We start from the raw sequence: 23,658 nt of genomic DNA, 5'->3' as shown, positions 1-23,658 counted from the left end.
TGTTTTCCTTAACCTAATGGGACGATGGCTGAACCATTGTGTGCAGCCTCAGAAGCCACAGATTCACAAACAGTAAAATTAGGGTAAGGGATATTGAGGGTTGCAGCGCCAATGTAGTTAAGGTTAGTGCTTTTAACGATAAAATCACCGCTGGTTCCGTGTTCAAGTTTGCTGCCTTCAAGCGTGAAATAAGACCCACCACTTTGTAAGGTTATTTTTTTCTTTGCACTGATAATAATTTCATCATCGGTACTTGTAATATGCAGTCCTTTATTGGCAATGATGTCGATGGCATCTGTTTGGGCCTGTATTTCAACTTTTCCCGCTGCACTAACTAGCTTCATGCCCAGCTCATGAGCAAATAACACCACTTTTTTCTTAGCAAATAAAACGATGCGTTTTAATGATGAAATCTCGGTATTGCCTGCGGCTGTGTAGATTTGGTTACCGTTACTGCTGTGTTGAATATGTTTGGGAGTGGAAACTGCAATACCCCCAGGGGCACCTGCGAGAATTACGGGCTCTTGTAGCTGCTCAATATTCCCTTGTAAAAATGCCTCTTGTGTTTGGTTGTCTAGTGGTTCTATTTGGGCTTTGTCTAAAAGGCTGGAGAGCGATTCTGCCATAGTTAATGCATCGGACAGTTGTTGTTTGATCTCATCGATGTTGAGTTGCTGGTCATTGGCCTTTATTTGTTCTTGGGCGGTCAGTAACAGCCCTTTACCCGCCCGAATGGCGCCCCAGCTGTCGGTGCGCAGCTCAAAGCCATCGCCACGTTTTTTCCGCTCACTATCCACCAAATGCCCCAAATTGAGCTGGGTTTTACCGCCGTATTCGGTGCTGACTTTAATGTGCTCTTCGTCGCGGCGGTCTTCCATGCGCAGTTTGTTATTGGCAGGGGTGCGAATAACGTTGCGGGTGCGATTGAGCTCCGTAATATGGTCGGGGTGGACGGAATCGTGCAGGGCGTGGGCGATATACGGCCTGTCGGGGTCACCCTCGTGGAAGGCAATCGCCACTTCGGTGCCTTGAATTAACGGAAAATGCATCCCATAAGTTCTGCCCGCGTAAGGCTTGGCAAGGCGCACGGGCATGCTCTCAAACCCCGCGGGTTTGTCGTCACGGTCGGCGTCAAACTTAACCCAATAATGGCCGTTTTCGTTTTGGCGGGCGTAGATGTCGCTCTCAATCGGGCTGGTGACACGAGCGGTTAAGGTGCCTGAAATCACTGGGCGGGGTTTTAGCTCAGGGCGCCAGCAGATGGCTTCCGTGTACGGCACGCCATCAAATGTCACGATGAGCGCATTGGCGCGGCTGGCAGCAAAGTGCAAACGGGTTAATAACACGGGGGATTGAAATACCGTCGGCAGGGTGGAAATCGGCGAATTATCAGTGATTTCTAACACCATCAACGGTACCACATCGGGGGCGGTGGTTTTCCCGTTCAATAAGGTTTGGCATGCCAGAAAGCGCTCGAGGTCTAAGTGTGCCCAAAAGTTCGCGGTTTCAGGCTCGGGCTGATATTTGTCCCCGCGAGTGAGGTGGCGCGCTTTGTAGTGGTAGACGTCACCGTATCTCGGCGTCTCATTTTCCCCGTGGCTTCTATCCACCACTCTGGAAACCAGTGGGTCATCGGCAATCAGCGGGTTGTAATCTTTGGTAAAAACACTGTTTTCAACCACTTGGTGGCGCAATGCTAAGCCCCAAACGCTGTCGGCGTGGTTATCACTGAGCCCCGATGGGCTGTTTAATGGCAGGGATTTGCCGTAAATATAGCCGCGCTGGCTGTCGGTAAAGTTAATCACCTCGGTTTGGGTGTCGGGTTGCAACGTAAAGTGATAAAAAATCCCCACCTCGCTAAGCAAACGCTCAATAAACTGCTTGTCATTTTCGTTAATTTGGTTGATTTGCAGGCGCTTGGGGTATTTTTGTTTCAGGGTAAATTCAAATTGCCAGCCTTTAAAGTTGTGATCACGCAGGACTTGCTCTACCACTTGGGGGATTGATTGGTTGATAAAAAAGCGGTGGGTGCGAAATTGGTGGCGCAGCAGGGCGAAAAATGGCTCGATAACCAGTTGGTAGCGCGCTTCGTCCGCAGAGCCCGATAAGCGCTGGAAATCCGTTACGGTGCCGTGCACCCGCTTGGTGACGGTGCGCGTTGGCACGCCTAACATGGTGGTAGCGGGGGCGTTAAAGGTCAACGTAGTATAGCGGCGCAGCAGTTGCTCGGGTTGCAGGTCTTTATTGGTACTGGTAAAGGTGATTTCGTAGCGATAGGTGTCGCTAACGGCTTCATCCCCGGTGAAGTGCTCCACGTCCAACAAGCCTTGGTAGCCTTGCACGTCAAGTTGGTAGCGGTTTTGCCCGGGTAACAGGGCTTCGGCAATTTCAGTTATACTCATAATGTGACTCCCTGATCGTCAAAACTCAGGGTTATACCTTCTTCTTCATCATAACCGAGAGTGATGGATTGAGCGTTCTGCTGCGTGGATTGGCGCATCAGTAACTGCTGGCTAAGGACGGGCAAAATTTGCTGGTTGAGTAGGCTGTCAATATTACGGGCGCCAGTATCGGGTAGCAGACAGGCACTGACTAACGTGTCGTACAGCGCTTCTTCGACGTACCCCGTTAAACCGTAATGCAGTTGCAGGCGTTTGATGACACTACCTAGCTTCATTTCAACAATGGTGCGCAGGGCAGTTGGCCCTAATGGGCGGTAAATCAGGGTTTGGAAACGGGCTAATAAGGCAGGTTGGAAATGGTCGCGCAGTGTGGGGCGCAGTAATTCATGCAACTCGCTGTCGCTGGACTCAGGGAATTCTTCAAGTTGTTGCATCAACAAATCACTGCCTAAATTGGCGGTCATTAAAATCACCGTGTTGCGAAAATCGATTTCACGCCCTTCACCATCACGCATAAAACCGCGGTCAAACACTTGGTAGAACAGGTTGATCACGTCGCGGTGGGCTTTTTCCACTTCATCAAGTAATACCACGCTGTAAGGGCGCTTGCGGACGGCCTCGGTTAGCACGCCGCCTTGCCCGTAACCCACGTAACCTGGTGGGGAACCTTTAAGTTGGCTGACCGTGTGGGCTTCTTGGTATTCCGACATATTAATGGTGACGAGGGCTTTTTCACCGCCAAAGAGTTGGTCTGCCAGTGCCAACGCGGTTTCTGTTTTCCCAACACCGCTTGGGCCGACCAATAAGAACACGCCTTGTGGCCCATTTTCAGAGGCTAAGCCTGTTCGAGCGGCACGTAGCCGCTGCCCTAAGGCGATAAGGGCACTTTCTTGCCCCACCACACGCTGGGCTAAGTTATTTTCGAGTTCAAGTAAGCCCGTTTGTTCATCTTTGAGCAGGCTTGAAAGGGGCACGCCAGTCCAGTCTGCTATCACCGTTGCGACAGTGCGCACGTCCACATCAGAGCAAATCAGCGGTTTACCTTGTTGCAAATGGTCTAATTGCCCTTGTACCTCAGTGACGTCTTTTTCTTCGCTTCGTAAAGTCATTAATTGGCTAATTAAGCTTTTTTCTTGCTCAAAACGGTGTTTGATATCCGCCAGTTGCTGTTCAATGTCTTGTTCTTCTGCAGCCAGTTTATCAAGGGCGGGTTGGCTGGCAGTGTTACCAATGGCGATATCGTCATTAATAGCTTGCTGCTCCAGTGATAGCGCTTGTTGGCGTGATGTTAAGCGGGTGAGTTCTTCGGGTAACGTGTCTAAACTCATGCGAATACGGGCACTGGCGGTATCCAGCAAATCGACGGCTTTATCGGGCAGTTGGCGGCCAGTGAGGTAGCGACGTGACAACGTCACGGCTGCTTTGACTGCATTATCCGTAATATGCACACCATGGTATTTGGCGTAGCGGGACTTTAAGCCACGCAACATTAGGCAGGCTTTTTCGTCGTCAGGCTCGTCCACTTTGACCACTTGAAAACGGCGTTCTAATGCGGCATCGCGCTCAAAATACTGTTTATACTCAGACCATGTTGTGGCGGCAATAGTGCGCAATTCGCCACGGGCTAAGGCAGGTTTAAGCAAGTTGGCTGCATCGGCACCACCAGCTTGGTTGCCTGCGCCAATGATGGTGTGGGCTTCATCAATAAACAGCAAAATAGGGATTGGGGATTGCTGCACGGCTTCAATCACGTTTTTAAGGCGCTGTTCAAATTCCCCTTTAACCCCTGCGCCCGCTTGCAATAAGCCTAAATCGAGGGTGCGCAATGCGGTGGTTTGCAGGCTAACAGGGACGTTACCCTGAGCAATACGCAAGGCCAGCCCTTCGACCAATGCGGTTTTCCCGACACCCGGTTCACCCACTAAAATAGGGTTGTTTTTACGGCGGCGGGAGAGAATATCCACCATCTGGCGAATTTCGTCATCACGACCAAACACGGGGTCGATGGCACCCTCACGGGCTTTTTCGGTCACATCAAGGGTAAATTTGTTTAAAACGGCAAGTAAGGCGTCATTGAGTGGTGTACCTGCCACGCCAGATGCGGCCTGCGGGTTGTTATCGGTTTGGTTGGCAGGCTCTGCATGGGTAGGGCTGTTATGCACCGCCAATTGCTGTACTTCAGGTCGTTCATCGGACTGCGCATCCAGTAAAGGGCGTAATCGCTGTAATTGGGTGGCACTCAAGGTCATCAGTGGCCATAAGTTTTCGTTAGGTAACAATGCTGGCTGTTTGATGATTGCGGCTAATAAATGGACGCTGCGAATATGTTCCACATCTTCATCTAAAGAGGCATTAATCCACGCTTGTTGGATCAACGTTAATAAGGGCTTGGCAAGTTGTGGTCGGCTATGTACAGAGCGGGGGAGCTGCTCAATGCTATCCAATAAGCTTTGCCATAATGCGGTCATGTCCCACTCATAGCGACGTGCTAACACCATAATATCGCTTTCACCAAGTTCGAGGAGTTTAAGTAGCCAATGCTCAATCGTTATTTCTGCATGCGCACGGGTTTGGCATAAGGAAGCCGCAGCTTCTAATGCGTTGGCACAAAAAGGGTTTAAACGACGTAACAGCATAACGGGGGAGTTTTCCATGTTCTCTTCTTCCTACAAATTGGCTATTTGATATTTACCGTGAAAAGGGGGGCCGAGGTACGCTACCGCCCTTTCCCTTTCGCATAGGGGCATAAGCATTTGTGTTATTGGGTTTGTGTGTGGGAAAAATAAAAAAAGCAGGCGACAAGCGCCTGCAATGCGAAAATTAAGCGGTTGATCTCTCATTCCAAGAATCAGAATGAATGATGTTGCCGTCTTTAAAGGTCCACGTAATTTTTTCATAACGCAGCTCGATTTCTTCGAGGTGGTTATGTTTTTCTTTACTTGGCTCTTTAACGTCGTGCATTTTTGGCGCGACTTTGACGACTTTGACGTTTTCAAGGGTGGTGTTGAAATATTCAACTTCTTGGCCTGCATCATCAATGCGGTACCATTTGAACTCGGCTTTTTTCAGCGTTTGGCCAGTGGTGACCGCTTTGTATAAGTAAGGCGTAGAGGAATCAATTTCTTTAACGAAAATGAAAGGCGTATGAATACGCGTGCCGGTTAACTTACCAGTGTTGTTATCCGTTGGGATATACAAGTTATGGTCTTGAGCCACGATTTCGATACTGCCTTCACGGTCTTGTACATTGACAGAACCTTTGATGTCCGCACCGCCATCATCTTTAAGCCATAGGTAAATAGGAATAGCCATAAATTACTTCTCCATAATAGTGAAATGTGTGTCCCTGTCCTTCAGGGACACGTTTTTACTCATTCGATGCCTGACAAGCATCCACTTGGGGCATTAAACGAATTTCGACCCGGCGATTTTTCGCGCGTCCTTCTGCGGTGTTGTTGCTGGCAATAGGATTAGCTTGCCCGTTGCCTTGTACCGCAAAACACGAAGGTGCTATGTCGCTGGTTTGTATCATCCAATCACGCACAGATTCGGCGCGTTGCAGTGATAGTTTTTGATTGTTTACTGGGTTACCTGTGTTGTCGGTATAGCCCGAGACCACAATTAGCCAACCGGATTTTGCGCGGATGTGGATCAGCGCATCGATTAACACTTTGGTTGCGCTCGGTTTTAAGGTGTATTGGCCGACATCGAACAGCGATAGGCTGTCGAGGCTTACCATCTCAGGGGCTTCTTGCACAATGACGGGGGCAGGTGGGGCGGGAGGTGCCCAACTGCTTAGTAAAGCATGCAAGTGTGGTAATAAATAACCACCTTGGTATAAGGCTAGTGAATATCCCGCGGGCACACCTTCACGTTGCCAATGGGATAGCTGAACGGCATCGGTTTGAAGTTGTTGATAAGTCACTAGCTTTGGTGCTAGCGGCGTATCCGAAAGTTGAATAAACCGCGCGGTGTCTTCACCAACATGGCGAACTAATTGGCGGTTATTGTGGTAACTGCCACTTAAGGCGCCCACTAAAAACAGACCGCAGATAATCCCAACGGCACCCATTAAACGTTCATAGCGGTTCAGGCTGATATCGTGGTGTAAGCGTGTGAGTAAAATATCGGGCAGGGGTAAAAGTGGCACATTTTGCGTCGATGTGAGTGGTGCTAAGCCTGTTCTTCGCGTAATAAATTGCTGCCATGAATTATTTTCCACGCTGGTAATGGGAATGAATTGTATCGCCCAAGCGGAAGGCACTAGCTTACGCACGCCGGCTTGTTCCACGGTTAGTTGCGGGGTAAATACTTGTTGCAACCAATCCAGCAAGAAATCAAAGCCTAACATGGTGTGAAGTTGTTGATGCTCGCTGGTAAAAAATTGCTGAACCCACTCGGATAAAGGTTGAACTAAACTGCCATTTTGCTCGACTTGAAACTCACGCTGGTGATTGAGTAAGGTCAGCCAAGGGCGCTCCTCATGTCGGTATTTTGCATAAGGATCCGTCTGCTGAATGGGGGACAAATATAGCGAAACCCAAAATGGCAGATGAACACCCGCTTTGCTGCGACTTTCGCTAATGGCACGTCGCCAATTAAGCATCTCTTGGGTCAATGTTTCTTGTAAAACAAGTTGTTCAGGCAATACCGCAAATAACACGGAGAGTTGCCCAAGCTGGACTGGCGAGGTTTCAACCACGGTTTGTGTCACATCAAGTAACATGACGGGAGAGGTGATAGACACATACCACGCTTGGGACGTTTCACGGTGGGTTAACCCGTTAGGAAACAAAGCCTCTGATTGCCCACACACCAGTACAATAGCTTGTTGGTATGACGCAGGTGGTAACATCGTACTAACTTGTTTTTCAAGGCTTTTGGAGTGTTGTTGCTGTTTAAAACGCCAATACCATGCAACGCCTGCGATGACAATAGCCAACGCGCTGAGAAACAGGGAAACGGTGTTTCCTAACGGCCAGAATCCCCAGACTAACCACAAAAAAAGCAGGGTTGCCAGTAAGATGACCACGAATTTAATCGAGTTTTGCATTACTGTCCTTGAGGCATCCATTGTTGCAGTAAATGCTCGAGTGAGGTTGAGAAACCCCACCACATAGCGAAGATCACTACCGCCCCCGCCAGCCAGCTAAGCCAATATAAACGGCGGCGGCTAAAGCGCAGTTTCGGTTTTATGACCAAAGGCAGTTTAGATATGGACTGAAAGCGAGGAAGCATGGCATTGAGCTGAACCACAATTTGCTCGCGCTCGGGGTGGTCGAGGCGGCGAAATTTCCCAACAAAACCTAAGGTTAAAATACGGTAAAAACAGGTCAGGGCGGCTTGGTTGGGCGCGGCTTCTGAGAGTAGACCTCGCAAGCGATCCCAAATTTGCTCGCCTGCATCTAACGTATTGAAATAACGTGCTTGTAAAGGTGATTGAACCCATGCTTGGTAACCGAAGTCACCTTTTTTGCGTTTCAAGACGCTTTCATCAAGCAAGGCGCATTGGGCATAGAGCATATGCTCTATGGTGCGCTCATCATACCCATGTTGAGTAAGCAATTGACGTGTATGATCAATAAGTTGGCAGGCATGATGATAAAGGTCATCACCGTTGTTGATCTGCACGCCGTGCTGCAATTGGCATACCATTAACCATGTATCGGCAAAAATATTGTCGAGGATTTGTGTTGCTGTGTTTTTACTCATGAATGAACCACCGCGAATAATTCAAGCTGGATATCCCCGAGCGTACTTGGGACATAAAACGAACAATTTCCTGACTCCAACATGGCAATACCCGCAGGGCTTGATAAATCAAGGGCAAAATATTGGTTTTCGAGTCGCAGTGGTAAAGCAGTTGGGACGTGGCTTAATGCACGCAGAGGAATACCGTTTAGCGCAACGTTCACCACATCTGCAACGTCATCAGCACTCCCAGCCTTACATAGCAATGGAAATTGTGTGGCTAATACGTGTGTTGGTAGCGATGAACGAACGGACAAATAGAAATCTGCGCTATCTCGTAAGCGGCCATCATGCAGCTTGCCTCTCCAGAAAGGTTCTTCTTTGACAAGGTCAATGGTGACGATGCGTGAGGGCAAGCTGGCTTCTAACAAGGTATTGAGCAACATGAACAGCGGCGGAAAAACCGCTTCTGGTTTCGCATGTTGGTATTCAGGAATGCTCTCAATGTGATGGTCGAGGGAAAATGTGAGTAACCCACCCGCCAAACGCACCAGCTCCCGATACAACATCTCAGGGTGGCGATTCAACGATGAGCGTAGCTCATTGAGCACAGGCTCGGCGCTATTTAACGCATTGAGCAACCAAAACAGAGACACATCAGCCACCGCAAAATCCGCCATTTTTTCATTACTTTCACGGCGTAATGTCATTAAACGGCGGCGTTTTGCCACTAAGCGATGCATAAATTCAGTGAGTAGGGCGACGAGTTCTTGGTTACCTTGGCAGCTTAACAGCGGCGGAATGAAGGTGGTGTCAAACACCCAGCCACCTTGAGCATTGCGAACTAACCGTGCGACAGGGCAAGTGATGTAGTGGCTGTTTTCATCGTGCGCAAATCGTAGACTGACCGCATGGCGCAATACCGCAATATCGGTTTGTTCGTGGCCCACTAAATCCTGAACGTTGACCCACTCTTGTGCAAAACGACGAGGACGATCTGCGTTCGCCTCGGATAACAAATTCCCGCCATTTGCCAGTAACAGGGGAAGCGCGATAACAATATCTAACACTTGTTTATCAGCATGTTCACTGAGATCGACGACAGGCGGAAGGTTATCAGAAAGCGTGCTGTCAATCAGCGTACCATCTGGTAGGCGTACTACCATTTTCTGCGCACTGAGTCGTGAAATGGTTAACGCACTTTCGTCGAACTCGGTGCTGATCACCCCCCAAGGGGAGGCGATCGTCATACCGGCAACAACATCAGTAATGTGGCTATCCCAGCGGGCTTGCTGCTGAAATTGCTGAGGTGTCAAAAACGCACCATCAGTCCACAGAGGACGGTAGATTTTCACCAGACAGTCCTCTTACGCTTTTGCTTTTGGCATTTGTGAAACTAAAGAGAGATCAACATCCATGCCTTCAACTTGGAAGTGTGGAACGGCGTACAGTTTCACACGGAAGAAACCAGGGTTATCTTCAATGTCTTCCACAACCACTTTTGCATCACGCAGTGGGTGAGATGCTTGTAAATCATCACTCGGGTCAGTCATTTCAGTGACTAGCCCACGTACCCAATTGTTTAACTCAAGCTCGAGTAAACGGCGGTCTTTGGTAGTACCGATGTTTTCGCGCTGAATTAATTTTAAGTAATGGGCGATACGTGATAACAAGAAGATATACGGTAAGCGCGAGTTAATACGGCTGTTCGCAGTGGCATCAGGAGTATCGTAAAGAGCAGGCTTTTGCGCTGAATTTGCAGAGAAAAAGCATGAGTAATCACGGTTTTTATAGTAAGACAGTGGAATAAAACCGAGGTTAGAGAACTCAAACTCACGGGTCTCAGGGATCATTACCTCAGAGGGGATTTTTACCTGACTGCCAGTGCCTAAATCAAACAGATGAATAGGGAGGTCTTTAACCGCTCCGCCTGCTTGTGGGCCACGGATCTGCACACACCAGCCATTGTTAACAAAGCTTTTGACCATATTTGCAGCAAAAGCAAAGGTTGCATTTGTCCACAAATATTTTTCGTGATCAGGGCCTTTGACTTCTTCAACATAGTTAAAACTGCGAACTGGTACAGTGTCTGGGCCATAAGGTAGACGGCCTAACACGCGCGGCATCGTTAAGCCGATGTAGCGCGCATCGTCAGAGTCACGGAACGCTTTCCATTTCAGGTATTCTGCACGGTCAAAATAGTTGCCAATATCTTTGATAGCCGCGACTTCTTCCATGGTGTCTTTTCCGAAGAATTTCGGGCCAACAGAGCCAATAAAAGGCATGTGGGCAGAGGCTGAAACTTTGGAAATACTGCGTAATAGGGCGATATCTTGCGCACTTCTGTCAAACTCATAGTTTGAAATCATCGCGGCGATTGGCTCACCACCTGGGGTGTCATATTCCGCAATGTAAGTGTGCTGATACAAACCGCTTTGAATGACCTCAGGGCTATCTTCAAAATCCTGACGTAAGTCATCTTTTGAGACATCAAGGAGTTCAATTTTCACATTTTGGCGAAAATCGGTACGATCCACTAAGAATTTTAAGCCCCGCCATGTGGACTCAACTTGTTGAAATTCAGTATGGTGCATGACTTCATCGAGTTGCTGGCTAATTTGTTTATCGAGCTCTGCAATATGGTGGTCGAGCAGGTTGCGGTCTAAGCGCTCAACCTGTTGACCCGATGATTTTAAGCGGTCAAGAAACACTTGAACGGCAACAGTGACGCGCTCATCTGCGGTTGTATCAGCGAGTGTTGCGTTATCTTGGAACGCATTGATATCACTGATTTGTGTTACAGGGGTGAGGTTGATTTTTTCAAACAAAGAGGCGTAGATACCGTGGTTAGTTGTATCGTCCAGTACAGTTGTGGTGTTATTTGAGGTTGTTTCGTTATTCACTGACATCAGCATAATCCTGTGTTATATCCAAATTAGTCTTTTTTCGGGGCCAGTTGAGCCAGTTCTTCGCGTAATTCATCGCTTAACGTTGGGTCTTTAAGGATGTTTTCGAGTTCACGACGGAAAGTAACGTTATCGAGCAGATTGGATTTGAGGTCACGTAACAGGTTACGCATGGCCAACATGGCGCGAAGTTGAGGAATTTGGCGAGCCACTTGTTCAGGCTCAAAATCTTTCATATTTTTGAATGAGAGGGCGATACTTTCTTCTGTTCCATCCCCTGCAAGTGTATTTTTAACCGTGAGGTTGACGGTTGGATTATGTTCCGCCAATACACTATCGAAGTTATTTTTATTGATATTTACCTTTTCACGTTCAGATAAAGCGCGCGTATCTTGTCCGTGGCTATAATCGCCAACTGCTAATAACTTTAGCGGTAATTCAACTTTCTTTTGTGCTCCACCCGTGTGTAAATCTAATTTAATATTGACCCTTGCTTTTGGTACTTCATTTTGAAAACTGTCTGACATAAGAGAAATTCCTTTACTGATTCACGTATATTATCTGTTTAATATTGGTAAATGGTTGAGTTTAAATAATGTAAATTTAACTTAGTGCGTTTTTGTACTTATATAGAGATTTAAAATACAAATCAACTTTTCTTATCAATATTTGGATAATGATAAAAAAGGTTTTTTTAGAGGAATAGCTAAAATGAAAGTATTAATAGTGTTAATTAACAGATGGTTAGTTTTTTTTGGGTATATAATAAAGTTATCAAATAAATATTTTAATTAATTTGTAACATTAGATTTCAAATGATTTTTAGAATTATAGATTAATAAATTTACTCTTATAAAGGGTGTTTGTGGGATAATTTATGTAAAAAGAGAATGCGTTGGAAAATATCTCTTATTAATTGAAAATTGGTAAGTGTTTCGAATAAGAAAAAACATAATAAGAATTGATATTGTTTTTTAGAGTGAAAATTAAACAAAAAATAATTTCACTTATTTTTTGTGTAAAAAATAACGAGAGATAAAAGAGTATTTACTCACTATTGGTGTTATTTTAAAGCTAATGACCAAAGTTATTGACATAATAAATTATGTTACATATTAGATTGGTTGAATAAGCTACCTATACTAAAAAAATATATAAAGACTATTTTAAACTTACTTAATGGGTTAATTTGAAAAAATACAGTGAGTTTCTTTGATAAGCGAATAAGTAACTCGGTTGGCTGGTAGAGATGAATGAATGTGCTGATTAGCAAAAATGAGTGATAGGCTTGAATGAGAAAAACATCAAGCCAACAGGGCGATGAGTCATGTTTTTACACTCAAACCGCATCTAACAGATAGGCTGTAACTTATCCACCTTACTGTTTGACAAAATGTGCTCTTTTTTTCAATTCGTAACCACGGTTTTCCGTGGTTATAGTTTGCTGATGGTAAAAGTTGTAATGGCGCTGGGGATTGCGCTAATACTGACATCAAACGCGTAGCACTCATACCCAGCACTAACCCCATTGGTATAGAATGTTCACCAATTTTCATCATTTTATAGGCAGTGGGTGACCCCAAGTCCGGTATTACACCATGTACAATCCCGAGGATTTTATCTTTGTATGGCGTGGCTAATAATTCCGAGGCGTAACGTAGCACTAGCCCGCCCATTGAGTGGGTTACCAGAATGACTTTCTCATGCCCCTTTTCAAATGCCAGTCCATGCCCGACTCGCCCATTGGTATCATAATTATACATTTTCAACACGTTATCGATATAATCGGCAAGTTCTTGTGCGGACTGTGCGTTGTCTTGCAGCCAGTTATAACCAAAAGCATGAAGCGGAAGCAGCAAGCTGCGAAATTTAGCCGCTTCTTGAAGCGAAAGCGGGTTTTCATCATCAGGTGACAATTTCTTGTCTAAAATATGTTGAAAAATAGACGCTGAACCTTTGCCAGTGCCTTTAAAATACTCCGTTGCTGCATCGACAGTGGCGATACCATCACTTCGCGCTTGGTTATAATAATCTTCCCATATCAGCAATTCTTTTTGTAATTTGTCGAGAGGCTCTGCATACGAAAATTGCAATACGCTTTCCCAGCCACGTTGTTGGCGAAAGTTAGCAAAATAAGTCGACTCTTTATCATTGTTATCGACATTCTGTGTGGATCAGTTTCTGTTTCTTTTGGGTCGAGTAGCTTTTTTCGATTATTGCCTGAAGTGAAAAGCCAACCTAGCGCATCTACTGCCATTCCAAATTTATTATTGCGAATTCTCCAGATTGATTTTTTATCCTTTTTACTACGTAAGTTAGACCCCATAATACCGGGTAAAAAAATGACAGGAACCACTTTGGTGGCAGGGACATAGAGGTAAGCTTTGGCATTCAGTGACTTGTGTTCAGTCGTACACTCCCAAGCAACTCGTTTTTTCTCATCAAACTCACAAAAACAGTGTTGAATATGCTCTTTTTTTCATCTTGACTCATTATTTATCCTTTAATTGCAGGTCATATTTTGAATGTTACTTTGGTGATAGTGATGAAAATTAGACTTACGCCAACAGATTAAGAAGGTTAAAAGCAAATTAAATATTGAAAAAATTTAATGAATGAGAGATGAACGAGATTTATCTGAGGTAGAGTACGTCATGAGTCGCTTTTTTGTGCGATATGAGGAAATACCAATACGATAGATAACTAAATACCCATGCTGCCAAGGTATATCTAGTGTGGGGGCCAATAATTATCTTCAGGATACTTTGAGGAAAAAACAGCATAAAACCCAGTTAATATTATGAATTTTATGCTGTTTTATTATGAAATGATGCTTTATGAAACAGTATGGGAGTAAAGTATTGACTTACACATTAAACAAGAAGTTCAGGACATCACCGTCTTTAACGATGTAGTCTTTTCCTTCTGCGCGCATTTTACCTGCCTCTTTTGCACCTTGTTCACCGCGGTACTGAATGAAATCCGCAAATGCGATGGTTTGAGCACGGATAAAACCTTTTTCGAAGTCAGTATGGATTTTACCAGCCGCTTGTGGCGCAGTTGCACCGACAGGGATTGTCCATGCACGAACTTCTTTAACACCTGCGGTGAAGTAAGTTTGCAGGTTTAGTAACTCATAACCAGCACGAATAACGCGGTTTAAGCCTGGCTCTTCGATGCCTAAATCTGCCATAAATTCGTCGCGTTCTTCATCATCTAACTCAGCGATGTCAGACTCGATAGCTGCACACACTGGCACAACTACAGAGCCTTCGGCTTGCGCAATTTCATACACTTTGTCTAAGAATGGGTTATTTTCAAAACCATCTTCATTGACGTTCGCGATATACATGGTTGGTTTTAACGTTAAAAAGCTTAAATAGCGGATTGCGGCTTTATCTTCAGTGGTTAAATCCAATGTACGCAGCATGCCTGCTTGCTCTAAATGTGGCAGGCATTTTTCTAACGCTTCTAATTCCGCTTTCGCGTCTTTATCGCCACCTTTAGCACGTTTTTGTACGCGGTGAATAGCACGTTCACAGGTATCAAGGTCAGCTAAGGCTAATTCAGTATTGATAACATCAATATCTTCAGCGGGGTTAACTTGGCCAGCAACGTGGATAATATTGTCATCTTCAAAACAACGTACAACGTGGCCGATAGCTTCGGTTTCACGGATGTTAGTTAAGAACTGGTTACCGAGACCTTCACCTTTTGATGCGCCTTTAACCAAGCCTGCAATATCCACGAATTCCATGGTGGTTGGTAAAATACGCTGTGGCTTCACGATTTCAGCTAATTGATCAAGACGTGGGTCTGGCATTGGCACAACACCCGTGTTTGGTTCAATTGTACAGAAAGGGAAGTTGGCTGCTTCGATGCCGGCTTTGGTCAATGCATTAAATAATGTGGATTTACCCACGTTTGGCAGACCAACGATACCGCATTTAAAACCCATATGTTTCTCACCTTAAATAGCGAGGGGCAGGCGAGTGCTGCACCCAATGTTTAGAAATTGGCGCTGATTATACACAAAAAGTCGATTTTGATGAAATGAACTCTTATGCAGTCGCTTTAAAGCTATGTAAACGGTTAATCGCTTTGTCCATTCCATCAGATAACAGAATGTCAGTGCACCTTACTGCTTCGTCAATGGCCTCATCAATCAGTTTTTGCTCAGACATCGGTGGCTTACCTAAAACGAAACCGACAACTTTGTTTTTATCGCCTGGATGACCGATGCCAATGCGTAAGCGGTAAAAATTTGGGTTATTGGCAAATTTGCTCTGAATGTCTTTTAACCCGTTATGGCCGCCATTACTGCCACCAAGCTTCATTTTTGCCACTCCCGGTGGAATATCAAGCTCATCGTGGGCAACTAAAATTTCATCGAGGTTAATACGATAAAAATTTGCGATGGCCGCGACGGCTTTCCCACTGAGGTTCATAAAGGTGGTCGGTACTAATAAGCGAATATCATTACCACCAAGGTTAATGCGTGCGGTATAGCCGAAAAATTTCGGTTCTTCTTTTAAGGGTTGATTGTGGCGTTCAGCTAACAAATCAACATACCATGCCCCTGCATTATGACGGGTTTGCGCATATTCAGCCCCCGGATTTGCAAGGCCAACAATTAATTTAATTTTGCTCACGGCGACTATTTCACTGTCAGTTTATGGAATTAATCGCCTAGTTTACCTTGTGATGGGGAGGATGTACAAAAATCCGATAAAAACATCACGCCAATTATAATTGCGATAGAAACTATTCGTTTTTTCTGTTTTTTTGATAAAAAGCACTTTATGGGTAGATATTACGGTCAACTTCGTACCTTGTGATGCCTATCGCAAAAAATTTTACTTAATGCACTATAATCCTTACATAAATATAAAGAATCACCGAATTAATTTACAGATGCTTGCTTATCAGTCCACTGATACTGGAGGTAGATATGAAACGGAAAAGTGCTCATTTAATTGGTAATGTTCTCATGGGATTAGGAATGGTCGTGATGATTGGGAGCATTGGGGTAAACTTATTTTCCCATGTGATCAACTTTGGCCTATCAGAGCTTGTTACTAACGGCTCACTCTTCGGAATTTTCGTGGGTGCGATGGTGTGGCTAGTTGGTGCGAGAGTCGGGGGACGTGAGAAAGTTGCAGACCGTTACTGGGTATTAAAACATTACGGTCGTAAAGATAATCACCGCTACCCATAATTATTTAGTTTATTAATAAGTCAGCGATAATTTTGGGTGATAGTTAGGTGATAGTTAGCTGGGTGATAGTCGATGTTTTTAACGTCAAGGTCGCCTAGCTGTATAGGTTTTGTGTCTGTTTTTTCAAGCATTCACAACAAAGAAGTTGGTTATTTTTATGGCGTAGAGGTTGAGTGAATAAAAAACAGCCATAGAAATAGGTATCTATTGTATATACGCGCTAAAAACATAAAGCCCCTACAGATGACTGTAGGGGCTTAATTTTTGGCTGTGATTTTATTCCATCACTGTAAGAACATGAATAACCCGACGGGAAATTAGTGCTCGAACATTGCTGAGATTGACTCTTCGTTGCTAATGCGACGAATAGCTTCAGCCAGCATGCCTGATAATGTTAAGGTGCGAACGTTAGGCAGCGCCTTGATTTCAGGTGACAGTGGAATAGTGTCACAAACAATGACTTCATCAATCACTGAATTTTTGATGTTGTCTACAGCATTGCCTGAGAAAATCGGGTGAGTTGCGTATGCGAACACACGTTTAGCACCACGCTCTTTCAGTGCTTCAGCCGCTTTACACAGCGTACCACCGGTATCAATCATATCGTCAACTAAGATGCAGTCACGACCTGAAACATCACCAATAATGTGCATGACTTGAGAAACGTTTGCGCGAGGGCGACGTTTATCAATGATTGCCATGTCGGTGTCATTCAGGAGTTTTGCGATAGCTCTAGCACGTACCACGCCGCCGATGTCTGGAGATACAACGATTGGGTTTTCCAAGTTTTTCTGAAGCATATCTTCCAGAAGAATTGGGCTACCGAATACATTATCAACAGGAACATCAAAGAAGCCCTGGATCTGCTCTGCGTGAAGGTCAACGGTGAGAACACGGTCAACGCCAACACTGGACAGAAAATCGGCAACAACTTTAGCGGTGATTGGTACACGGGCAGAACGTACGCGACGATCCTGTCTTGCATAACCGAAGTAAGGAATAACAGCGGTAATACGACCAGCAGATGCACGGCGCAGGGCATCGACCATAACAACCAGTTCCATTAAGTTGTCATTAGTTGGTGCACAAGTTGACTGGATGATAAAAATATCACCACCGCGAACATTTTCATTAATTTGAACACTGACTTCGCCGTCGCTAAAACGACCAACAGCCGCGTCTCCAAGATTAGTGTAAAGGCGGTTAGCAACACGTTGTGCTAGTTCCGGTGTAGCGTTACCAGCAAAAAGCTTCATATCGGGCACGAGAAAAACCTCAGGCTTGCGTCCAGAGAGATATTGTTGACCAATAGCAATGAGCGTTGTTTCATTACTTATTGGTGCAATACACGGGTTATCCCAGCGCGGAAATTGTGCAGTGGGGATACGTTAACGCCTTGAGCGACGAACCCTTGCACCCACGATGGGGCTTTATTTAACACCTTAAGGGCATCCGCTTGTGTTTCAAATTCAGAAAAAACACATGCGCCTGTTCCTGTTAGGCGAGACGGAGCATATTCTAACAGCCAAGAAACAAGCTGTTCAACCTCACGAAAACGTTTTCTTGCGATCGGTTCGCAATCATTTGCGTACGGAGCCAGTAATAATGCGGCTAGAGAGCGTTTTGGAGAATTTCGATTTAATTGCGGATCTGTGAAGATAGTCGGGGTTGATATTTCAATTCCGGGATGCGCGACCAAATACCATTTCTCTTTAGGGGAAGCTTTGGTTAATATTTCACCAATCCCTTCGGCGAACGCTGCATGGCCACGAACAAACACGGGCACATCAGCACCGAGCGTTTTGCCTAGTTCTGCTAAAACCGCATCGGACACTTGTGTACCCCAGTGTTCATTGAGGGCAATCAATGTGGTTGCTGCATTCGATGAACCACCGCCAATTCCGCCACCCATCGGGAGAATTTTATCAATCGCGATATCCGCACCAAGGGGGTAAGCCCAATTGAGCGTTTCACGGCAATAGCGTTGTAATAATGTGGCTGCCCGCAAAATTAAGTTCTTTTCGGGAGGAACCCCTGCCATTTCAGTCACTAAATTCAGTTGGTCATCATGGCGTGTGGTAATCGTGATTTCATCGCCATAATCTAAAAATTGAAACAGTGTTTGTAGCTCATGATAGCCATCTGGGCGCTGGCCCGTAATATATAAGAATAAATTTAATTTAGCAGGAGAAGGCCAAGTTAATGTCATTTTTTCAGTGTCCAGCTGTCCATTTTTAGTTTGATTAAACGTTCACCTTGGCGTAGTTCAAGGTAATTTGGCAGCATCGGCGAGGTTTTGGTGTCGTAAGAAATATAATTTAACACCCATTTTTCCCCGTTTTGTTCAAACGTCACGTTTTTCAATAAGTGATTTTCATCTAAGGTGAAATCCGTCGCCCGTCCCGGAGACCCCACTAACCAAGCTGTTAAATCATCCAGCGGAATTTCCATGCCAGTCAGTTGATAGATTAACTCGCTAGGGATATCGCTCATGTGAGTTTGCCCATCTTTGGTGGTTAAACGCGCCAAATCAGGCTCAACGGTAAGCTCTAATTCACGGCTTCCCAGCGGATTCGTCAGCAATAAACGGTATTTTTCTGGTGTATATTGTTGCCAGAAAAATTTTGCGTAGGTTTTGGTTTCACCGCCATTATAAACGAATGACCCGCGAGTTTGATAATCACGCAGTTGGTTTAATTCCTGCTGGTGGGCTTTCCATTGTGCATCAGACGCTGACCCTGTGCCTTTCGTGGTATTTTGTGATGTAGTGACACAAGCGGTTAATAGAAGGCAAGAGAGAGGCAAGAGGCGGAAAAAGCCTTTAACAGGGTAAGTAAGCGACAAAACTTGGGTTAATTGCATAGTCAATCTCAACGTTTTAGGGCACAGATAACAGCATAAATTAAAGCGAATTACGCTAGGTTATACATAAGGTAGCGCATAGATAATTAAAATTGTGCGCTAATCTGGTGATCGAATCAATCAGAATAGGGTTATTTACCTTAAAGTTGATTAAAGCAATAGGGCATCACCATTTGCTTTCTGTGCGAAATAATTGCATTCTTTATACATGTTATTGTAGTCGTTAGCGTTGTGATTAATAATTTACTCACAATAAAAATCAGTAAGGCGATGGTTTCAACCATGAAAAATAATCGTTAAAACATGTTTTTTTCGTTTATTTTTTGGGGTGGGTCATCTTTCTGAATGATAGAACCTTGTGAAGCGTAGAAAGCGTCGCGAGGATCATCTACAATAGACGAATATAAATAACAGTAATGTTCTATTCATTAATGAGTATAACGTTACTGAAAAAATAATTAGCAATGTAAGCAATGTGAGCAAGTCGTAAAGCGCAATGACCTTATTAGCCTTAGGCATCAATCATAAAACAGCACCAGTCGCCCTGCGTGAGCGGGTGACTTTTGGTCCTGAAAAAATCGACCATGCACTTGAGGACCTTCTTAAACAACCTCAAGTGAATGGCGGCGTTGTGCTGTCTACATGTAATAGAACCGAGCTGTATTTGAGCCTTGAGTCGCAAGACAAAGCGCAAGAACAGCTGATTAAATGGTTGTGCGATTTTCACGGAATTACACCCAAAGATTTACAACCTAGCCTGTATTGGCACCAAGATGACCACGCCGTTAGCCACTTAATGCGAGTGGCAAGTGGCTTGGATTCCTTGGTATTAGGTGAGCCGCAAATTTTAGGCCAAGTGAAAAAAGCGTTTGCACTTTCACAAGATAGCCATTCGTTATCCAGTGAACTAGAACGCCTTTTTCAAAAATCATTTTCTGTCGCAAAACGTGTGCGAACCGAAACGGATATTGGTGCGAATGCAGTGTCTGTTGCGTTTGCAGCTTGTACTCTGGCTCGTCAAATCTTTGAATCACTCAAACATTTGAATATTTTGTTAGTCGGAGCAGGGGAAACTATCGAGCTCGTGGCTCGCCATTTGCGTGAGCATGGTGTGCAAAAGATGATGATAGCCAACCGAACACGTGAGCGTGCGGAGCTGCTCGCCAATGAAGTTAACGCACAAGTGATTTCATTAGCGGATATTGATAGCCGCTTGGCAGAGGCTGACATTGTGATCAGTTCGACAGCCAGCCCGCTGCCAATTATTGGTAAAGGCATGGTTGAGCGTGCAATGAAAATTCGCCGCAGTAAGCCCATGTTATTAATCGATATTGCTGTACCGCGCGATATCGAACAAGATGTTGAAAAACTTCGCGATGTGTACCTGTATACTGTTGATGACCTTGAGTCCATCATTGCGCAAAATTTAGCGCAACGTAAAGCAGCAGCGGTTGAAGCGGAGTTTATTGTTGAACAAGAAAGCAGCCATTTTATGGATTGGTTGCGTTCACAAGCCGCAGTGTCTACAATTCGCGATTACCGAGAGCAAGCTGAGGCAATCCGAGCTAATATGGCCGAAAAAGCTTTAGCGGCTGTTCGGCAAGGCGCTGACCCTGAGCAAGTGATTATGCAGTTATCGCAGCAACTTACCAACCGCCTTATTCACGCTCCGACCAAATCGCTGCAACAAGCAGCGGGAAATGGCGATGTTGAGCGTCTAAATCTACTTAGGGACAGCTTAGGGCTGGACCATCAATAACCACTTTTTAATCATAGGTCTTATATAACGAATGAAGCCTTCTATTGTCGCAAAACTAGAAGCATTACAAGAACGCTACGAAGAAATCGAAGCGCACCTTGCAGATGCAGGTGTGATTGCCGATCAAGACCGTTTTCGTGCTTTATCAAAAGAATATGCTCAATTATCGGATGTGGCTAAATGCTTTAGTGCATGGCGCACTGTTCAGGATGATATCGAAACCGCAGAAATGTTGTTAGACGATCCTGAAATGAAAGAAATGGCTCAAGAAGAGCTAAAAGAAGCCAAAGCGCGCAATGAAGAGCTCGAACAACAATTACAATTGTTGTTACTTCCAAAAGACCCTGATGACGAATATAACTGTTTCGTGGAAATTCGCGCAGGCGCAGGTGGGGATGAAGCAGCGATTTTTGCTGGTGACTTATTCCGTATGTACAGCCGTTACGCAGAAAATAACCGCTGGCGTGTTGAGTTAATGAGTACCAGTGATGGTGAGCATGGCGGCTATAAAGAAGTTATCGCGAAAATATCCGGTGATAGCGTCTATGGGCGCTTAAAGTTTGAATCTGGTGGGCACCGTGTGCAGCGTGTTCCTGAGACTGAATCTCAAGGCCGTATTCATACCTCTGCGTGTACTATCGCGATTTTGCCTGAATTGCCAGAAGCTGAGTTACCTGAAATCAGCCCTGCGGATTTGCGTATTGATACTTTCCGTTCATCAGGTGCGGGTGGTCAGCACGTTAACACCACCGACTCGGCAATCCGTATTACTCACCTTCCTACTGGGATTGTCGTGGAGTGCCAGGACGAGCGTTCACAACATAAAAACAAAGCGAAAGCGATGTCAGTGTTGGGTGCGCGTATTCGCCAAGCCGAAATGGACAAGCGCCATGCGGCTGAAGCGTCAGAGCGTCGTAACTTGCTGGGTTCAGGGGATCGTTCAGACCGTATTCGTACCTATAACTTCCCGCAAGGTCGCGTTACCGATCACCGTATTAACTTGACGTTATACCGTCTGGATGAAGTGATGGAAGGTAAATTGGATGCTTTAATCCAACCTATCATTAACGAATACCAAGCAGACCAACTTTCTGCACTTTCTGAGCAGGAATAATGCAGTATAGCGAATGGCTAAAGCAGGCAGTCAACAGGCTGTCTGCAAGCGATAGCGCAAAGCGGGATGCAGAAATCCTGCTTGAGTATGCCACGGGTCGCAGCCGTACCTACCTTTTTGCTTTTAGTGAGACTGAACTTAGCGCGTTAGAACAGCAGCAAGCTGAACAGCTATTACAACGCCGAGAGAAAGGTGAGCCAATTGCCTATATTATCGGCGAGCGCGAGTTTTGGTCGTTACCACTTTATGTTTCACCTGCCACATTAATTCCAAGGCCAGACACAGAATGTTTGGTCGAACAAGCATTAAAACGTTTAACAAATCAACCTTGTCATTTATTGGATTTAGGCACAGGGACGGGTGCGATTGCTTTGGCATTAGCCTCCGAGTTGCCCAACAGCCACGTTATTGGCATTGATTTCAATCCTGAAGCAGTGAAATTAGCGCAACGAAATCAACAACGTTTGAATATTGCTAATGCCCAATTTATGCAAAGTGATTGGTTTGCTTCCCTATCATTTCAACAATTTGATATGATTATGAGTAATCCACCTTATATTGATGAAAATGATAACCACTTAAGTGAAGGTGATGTACGATTTGAGCCAGCAACCGCATTAATTGCAAAAAATGAAGGATTGGCTGATTTAGCATATATCATTGATAAATCAAAAAACTATCTTAAAAATCAAGGTTGGTTGCTTCTTGAGCATGGTTGGACTCAAGGTCCTGCTGTGCGTGATTTATTTGCAAAACATGGGTACACCCAAATTGAGACGTGTCTCGATTATGGTGGGCAAGAAAGAGTTTCACTCGGTCAATGGAATGGTTAAGTGGGCACAGTAGTGGGAATGTAATGAAGACCATAGTGAATATTGAATTTAATCAGCTCCCCTTAAGTGAAGGGATTATGACCGTTTCTCAATGTATCCGTCATGATTTCCCGTTGATGAAGGTCCAAGCTCAATTAGATAGCCTTGTTGTATCTGCAAAATCGACCATCGATTTACATGCGGATAATGAAACTAAAGTGGCACAATTGATTTCATTGTTTTATCAACAATGGTCATTTGGCCCTGCACAGGGTGTCTATGCGTTATCCGATATGCTTTGGCTTGATAAAGTATTAACCTCCAAACAAGGTACGCCTGTCACTCTCGGCGCCATTTTGTTGTATATCGCTCAGCATTTAGATATTGATATTCGGCCTGCCATTTTCCCTACTCAGTTATTAATTATCACTGAAAAAAGCGATGGAAAACCGTGGTTTATTAATCCAGCTAACGGTGAGTCGCTATCGCTACATACATTGAATATGTGGCTAAAAGGCACGGTGGATCCTTTTTCTGAATTTTTCCAAGACCAACTCGATGTTGCTGAGAATAGTATCGTTATTCGCAAAATTTTTGATACGTTAAAAGCGGCTTTGATGGAAGAGAAAAAAATGGAGATGGCGTTAAAGGTTTGCGAAACGCTACTTACGCTAGACCCTGAAGACCCTTATGAGATTCGTGACCGCGGGCTGATACTGGCGCATTTAGATTGCAATCATGTGGCATTAAGTGACCTCAATTATTTTATTGAACACTGCCCAGAAGACCCCGTATCTGAAATGATCAAAATTCAAATTTATTCATTGGATAACCATCCAATCGTATTACATTAATTAACGCAATGACAGGCAGCCTGTCTTAATCTTAAAGGTA

At 44.9% G+C, this 23,658-nt stretch carries 20 protein-coding genes; 6 read left to right on the top strand and 14 right to left on the bottom strand.

The annotated features are described in order from the left end of the window. Nucleotides 1-8: 8 nt before the first annotated feature. The 9 genes from ABWP91_RS02555 to ABWP91_RS02515 form a co-directional block, all read right to left on the bottom strand. On the bottom strand, nucleotides 9-2,402 hold the full coding sequence (locus ABWP91_RS02555) for a type VI secretion system Vgr family protein (RefSeq protein WP_353241872.1): 2,394 nt from the start codon (nucleotides 2,400-2,402) through the stop codon (nucleotides 9-11). Next, nucleotides 2,399-5,056, bottom strand: a complete 2,658-nt coding sequence (tssH, locus tag ABWP91_RS02550) for a type VI secretion system ATPase TssH (protein WP_353241871.1) — start codon at nucleotides 5,054-5,056, stop codon at nucleotides 2,399-2,401. The genes ABWP91_RS02555 and tssH overlap by 4 nt, the downstream gene beginning before the upstream one ends. Nucleotides 5,057-5,222: 166 nt before the next feature. Next, nucleotides 5,223-5,714 (bottom strand): Hcp family type VI secretion system effector, encoded by a 492-nt coding sequence (locus ABWP91_RS02545; RefSeq protein WP_219248511.1) that lies wholly within the window; start codon nucleotides 5,712-5,714, stop codon nucleotides 5,223-5,225. 55 nt (nucleotides 5,715-5,769) lie between these two features. Beyond that, entirely contained in the window at nucleotides 5,770-7,455 is a 1,686-nt protein-coding gene (locus ABWP91_RS02540) for an OmpA family protein (RefSeq protein WP_353241870.1), read from the bottom strand. Beyond that, nucleotides 7,455-8,114, bottom strand: coding sequence for a type VI secretion system protein TssL, short form (gene tssL / locus ABWP91_RS02535; RefSeq protein WP_353241869.1), 660 nt, complete (start codon nucleotides 8,112-8,114; stop codon nucleotides 7,455-7,457). The genes ABWP91_RS02540 and tssL overlap by 1 nt, the downstream gene beginning before the upstream one ends. Beyond that, the gene (gene tssK, locus ABWP91_RS02530) at nucleotides 8,111-9,448 is read right to left on the bottom strand and encodes a type VI secretion system baseplate subunit TssK (protein ID WP_353241868.1); all 1,338 of its coding nucleotides are present in this window, start codon (nucleotides 9,446-9,448) and stop codon (nucleotides 8,111-8,113) included. Before tssK ends, tssL begins: the two co-directional genes overlap by 4 nt. Before the next feature lie 12 nt (nucleotides 9,449-9,460). Then, nucleotides 9,461-11,008, bottom strand: coding sequence for a type VI secretion system contractile sheath large subunit (tssC, locus tag ABWP91_RS02525; protein ID WP_353241867.1), 1,548 nt, complete (start codon nucleotides 11,006-11,008; stop codon nucleotides 9,461-9,463). A gap of 20 nt (nucleotides 11,009-11,028) precedes the next feature. Further along, entirely contained in the window at nucleotides 11,029-11,526 is a 498-nt protein-coding gene (gene tssB / locus ABWP91_RS02520) for a type VI secretion system contractile sheath small subunit (RefSeq protein WP_219248501.1), read from the bottom strand. Nucleotides 11,527-12,324: 798 nt separating this feature from the next. Beyond that, nucleotides 12,325-13,092, bottom strand: coding sequence for a lipase family alpha/beta hydrolase (locus tag ABWP91_RS02515; protein ID WP_353241866.1), 768 nt, complete (start codon nucleotides 13,090-13,092; stop codon nucleotides 12,325-12,327). Between ABWP91_RS02515 and ABWP91_RS02510 the strand changes: the two genes are divergently transcribed. Further along, nucleotides 13,087-13,374, top strand: a complete 288-nt coding sequence (locus tag ABWP91_RS02510) for a hypothetical protein (protein ID WP_353241865.1) — start codon at nucleotides 13,087-13,089, stop codon at nucleotides 13,372-13,374. The two genes, ABWP91_RS02515 and ABWP91_RS02510, sit on opposite strands and share 6 nt — an antisense overlap. A gap of 491 nt (nucleotides 13,375-13,865) precedes the next feature. On the opposite strand, the gene ychF is transcribed toward ABWP91_RS02510, so the two are convergent. Together ychF and pth are read right to left on the bottom strand one after the other, a co-directional pair. Further along, nucleotides 13,866-14,957 (bottom strand): redox-regulated ATPase YchF, encoded by a 1,092-nt coding sequence (gene ychF, locus ABWP91_RS02505; protein ID WP_219248458.1) that lies wholly within the window; start codon nucleotides 14,955-14,957, stop codon nucleotides 13,866-13,868. A gap of 103 nt (nucleotides 14,958-15,060) precedes the next feature. Then, complete coding sequence (gene pth / locus ABWP91_RS02500) at nucleotides 15,061-15,651, bottom strand: aminoacyl-tRNA hydrolase (protein ID WP_353241864.1); 591 nt, start codon at nucleotides 15,649-15,651, stop codon at nucleotides 15,061-15,063. A gap of 299 nt (nucleotides 15,652-15,950) precedes the next feature. On the opposite strand from pth, the gene ychH reads away from it, so the two are divergent. Beyond that, nucleotides 15,951-16,217 (top strand): stress-induced protein YchH, encoded by a 267-nt coding sequence (ychH, locus tag ABWP91_RS02495; protein WP_353241863.1) that lies wholly within the window; start codon nucleotides 15,951-15,953, stop codon nucleotides 16,215-16,217. A gap of 317 nt (nucleotides 16,218-16,534) precedes the next feature. On the opposite strand, the gene prs is transcribed toward ychH, so the two are convergent. The 3 genes from prs to lolB all read right to left on the bottom strand — a co-directional run bounded on the left by prs (nucleotide 16,535) and on the right by lolB (nucleotide 19,079). After that, nucleotides 16,535-17,482, bottom strand: coding sequence for a ribose-phosphate diphosphokinase (gene prs, locus ABWP91_RS02490; RefSeq protein ID WP_219248451.1), 948 nt, complete (start codon nucleotides 17,480-17,482; stop codon nucleotides 16,535-16,537). Nucleotides 17,483-17,550: 68 nt separating this feature from the next. Beyond that, a complete protein-coding gene (gene ispE / locus ABWP91_RS02485; protein ID WP_353241862.1) occupies nucleotides 17,551-18,426 on the bottom strand; it encodes a 4-(cytidine 5'-diphospho)-2-C-methyl-D-erythritol kinase in 876 nt (291 codons plus the stop codon). Next, on the bottom strand, nucleotides 18,423-19,079 hold the full coding sequence (lolB, locus tag ABWP91_RS02480) for a lipoprotein insertase outer membrane protein LolB (protein ID WP_353241861.1): 657 nt from the start codon (nucleotides 19,077-19,079) through the stop codon (nucleotides 18,423-18,425). The genes ispE and lolB overlap by 4 nt, the downstream gene beginning before the upstream one ends. Nucleotides 19,080-19,575: 496 nt before the next feature. Here lolB and hemA point away from each other — a divergent pair, with 496 nt between their 5' ends. The 4 genes from hemA to sirB1 are packed head-to-tail and all read left to right on the top strand — an operon-like array spanning nucleotide 19,576 to nucleotide 23,618. Next, entirely contained in the window at nucleotides 19,576-20,838 is a 1,263-nt protein-coding gene (hemA, locus tag ABWP91_RS02475; RefSeq protein WP_353241860.1) for a glutamyl-tRNA reductase, read from the top strand. Nucleotides 20,839-20,869: 31 nt separating this feature from the next. Continuing rightward, nucleotides 20,870-21,952: a peptide chain release factor 1 gene (gene prfA, locus ABWP91_RS02470; RefSeq protein WP_219248445.1), complete on the top strand. Its 1,083-nt coding sequence runs from the start codon at nucleotides 20,870-20,872 to the stop codon at nucleotides 21,950-21,952. Beyond that, the gene (gene prmC, locus ABWP91_RS02465) at nucleotides 21,952-22,785 is read left to right on the top strand and encodes a peptide chain release factor N(5)-glutamine methyltransferase (protein WP_353241859.1); all 834 of its coding nucleotides are present in this window, start codon (nucleotides 21,952-21,954) and stop codon (nucleotides 22,783-22,785) included. Before prfA ends, prmC begins: the two co-directional genes overlap by 1 nt. Before the next feature lie 23 nt (nucleotides 22,786-22,808). After that, nucleotides 22,809-23,618, top strand: coding sequence for an invasion regulator SirB1 (gene sirB1 / locus ABWP91_RS02460; protein ID WP_353241858.1), 810 nt, complete (start codon nucleotides 22,809-22,811; stop codon nucleotides 23,616-23,618). The last annotated feature ends 40 nt before the right edge of the window (nucleotides 23,619-23,658 follow it).

The organism is Providencia sp., from assembly GCF_040396775.1.
Lineage (GTDB): Bacteria > Pseudomonadota > Gammaproteobacteria > Enterobacterales > Enterobacteriaceae > Providencia.
This window is presented reverse-complemented; position numbering and strand designations above follow the sequence as displayed.

Bases quoted from the DNA above. Each gene is read 5' to 3' on its own strand.
- prfA (WP_219248445.1), top strand. From the start codon at position 20,870: ATGAAGCCTTCTATTGTCGCAAAACTAGAAGCATTACAAGAACGCTAC.
- sirB1 (WP_353241858.1), top strand. From the start codon at position 22,809: ATGAAGACCATAGTGAATATTGAATTTAATCAGCTCCCCTTAAGTGAA.
- tssB (WP_219248501.1), bottom strand. From the start codon at position 11,526: ATGTCAGACAGTTTTCAAAATGAAGTACCAAAAGCAAGGGTCAATATT.
- lolB (WP_353241861.1), bottom strand. From the start codon at position 19,079: ATGCAATTAACCCAAGTTTTGTCGCTTACTTACCCTGTTAAAGGCTTT.
- prmC (WP_353241859.1), top strand. From the start codon at position 21,952: ATGCAGTATAGCGAATGGCTAAAGCAGGCAGTCAACAGGCTGTCTGCA.
- ABWP91_RS02555 (WP_353241872.1), bottom strand. From the start codon at position 2,402: ATGAGTATAACTGAAATTGCCGAAGCCCTGTTACCCGGGCAAAACCGC.
- ychH (WP_353241863.1), top strand. From the start codon at position 15,951: ATGAAACGGAAAAGTGCTCATTTAATTGGTAATGTTCTCATGGGATTA.
- ABWP91_RS02545 (WP_219248511.1), bottom strand. From the start codon at position 5,714: ATGGCTATTCCTATTTACCTATGGCTTAAAGATGATGGCGGTGCGGAC.
- tssC (WP_353241867.1), bottom strand. From the start codon at position 11,008: ATGCTGATGTCAGTGAATAACGAAACAACCTCAAATAACACCACAACT.
- tssL (WP_353241869.1), bottom strand. From the start codon at position 8,114: ATGAGTAAAAACACAGCAACACAAATCCTCGACAATATTTTTGCCGAT.
- tssH (WP_353241871.1), bottom strand. From the start codon at position 5,056: ATGGAAAACTCCCCCGTTATGCTGTTACGTCGTTTAAACCCTTTTTGT.
- ABWP91_RS02540 (WP_353241870.1), bottom strand. From the start codon at position 7,455: ATGCAAAACTCGATTAAATTCGTGGTCATCTTACTGGCAACCCTGCTT.
- hemA (WP_353241860.1), top strand. From the start codon at position 19,576: ATGACCTTATTAGCCTTAGGCATCAATCATAAAACAGCACCAGTCGCC.
- ispE (WP_353241862.1), bottom strand. From the start codon at position 18,426: ATGACATTAACTTGGCCTTCTCCTGCTAAATTAAATTTATTCTTATAT.
- ychF (WP_219248458.1), bottom strand. From the start codon at position 14,957: ATGGGTTTTAAATGCGGTATCGTTGGTCTGCCAAACGTGGGTAAATCC.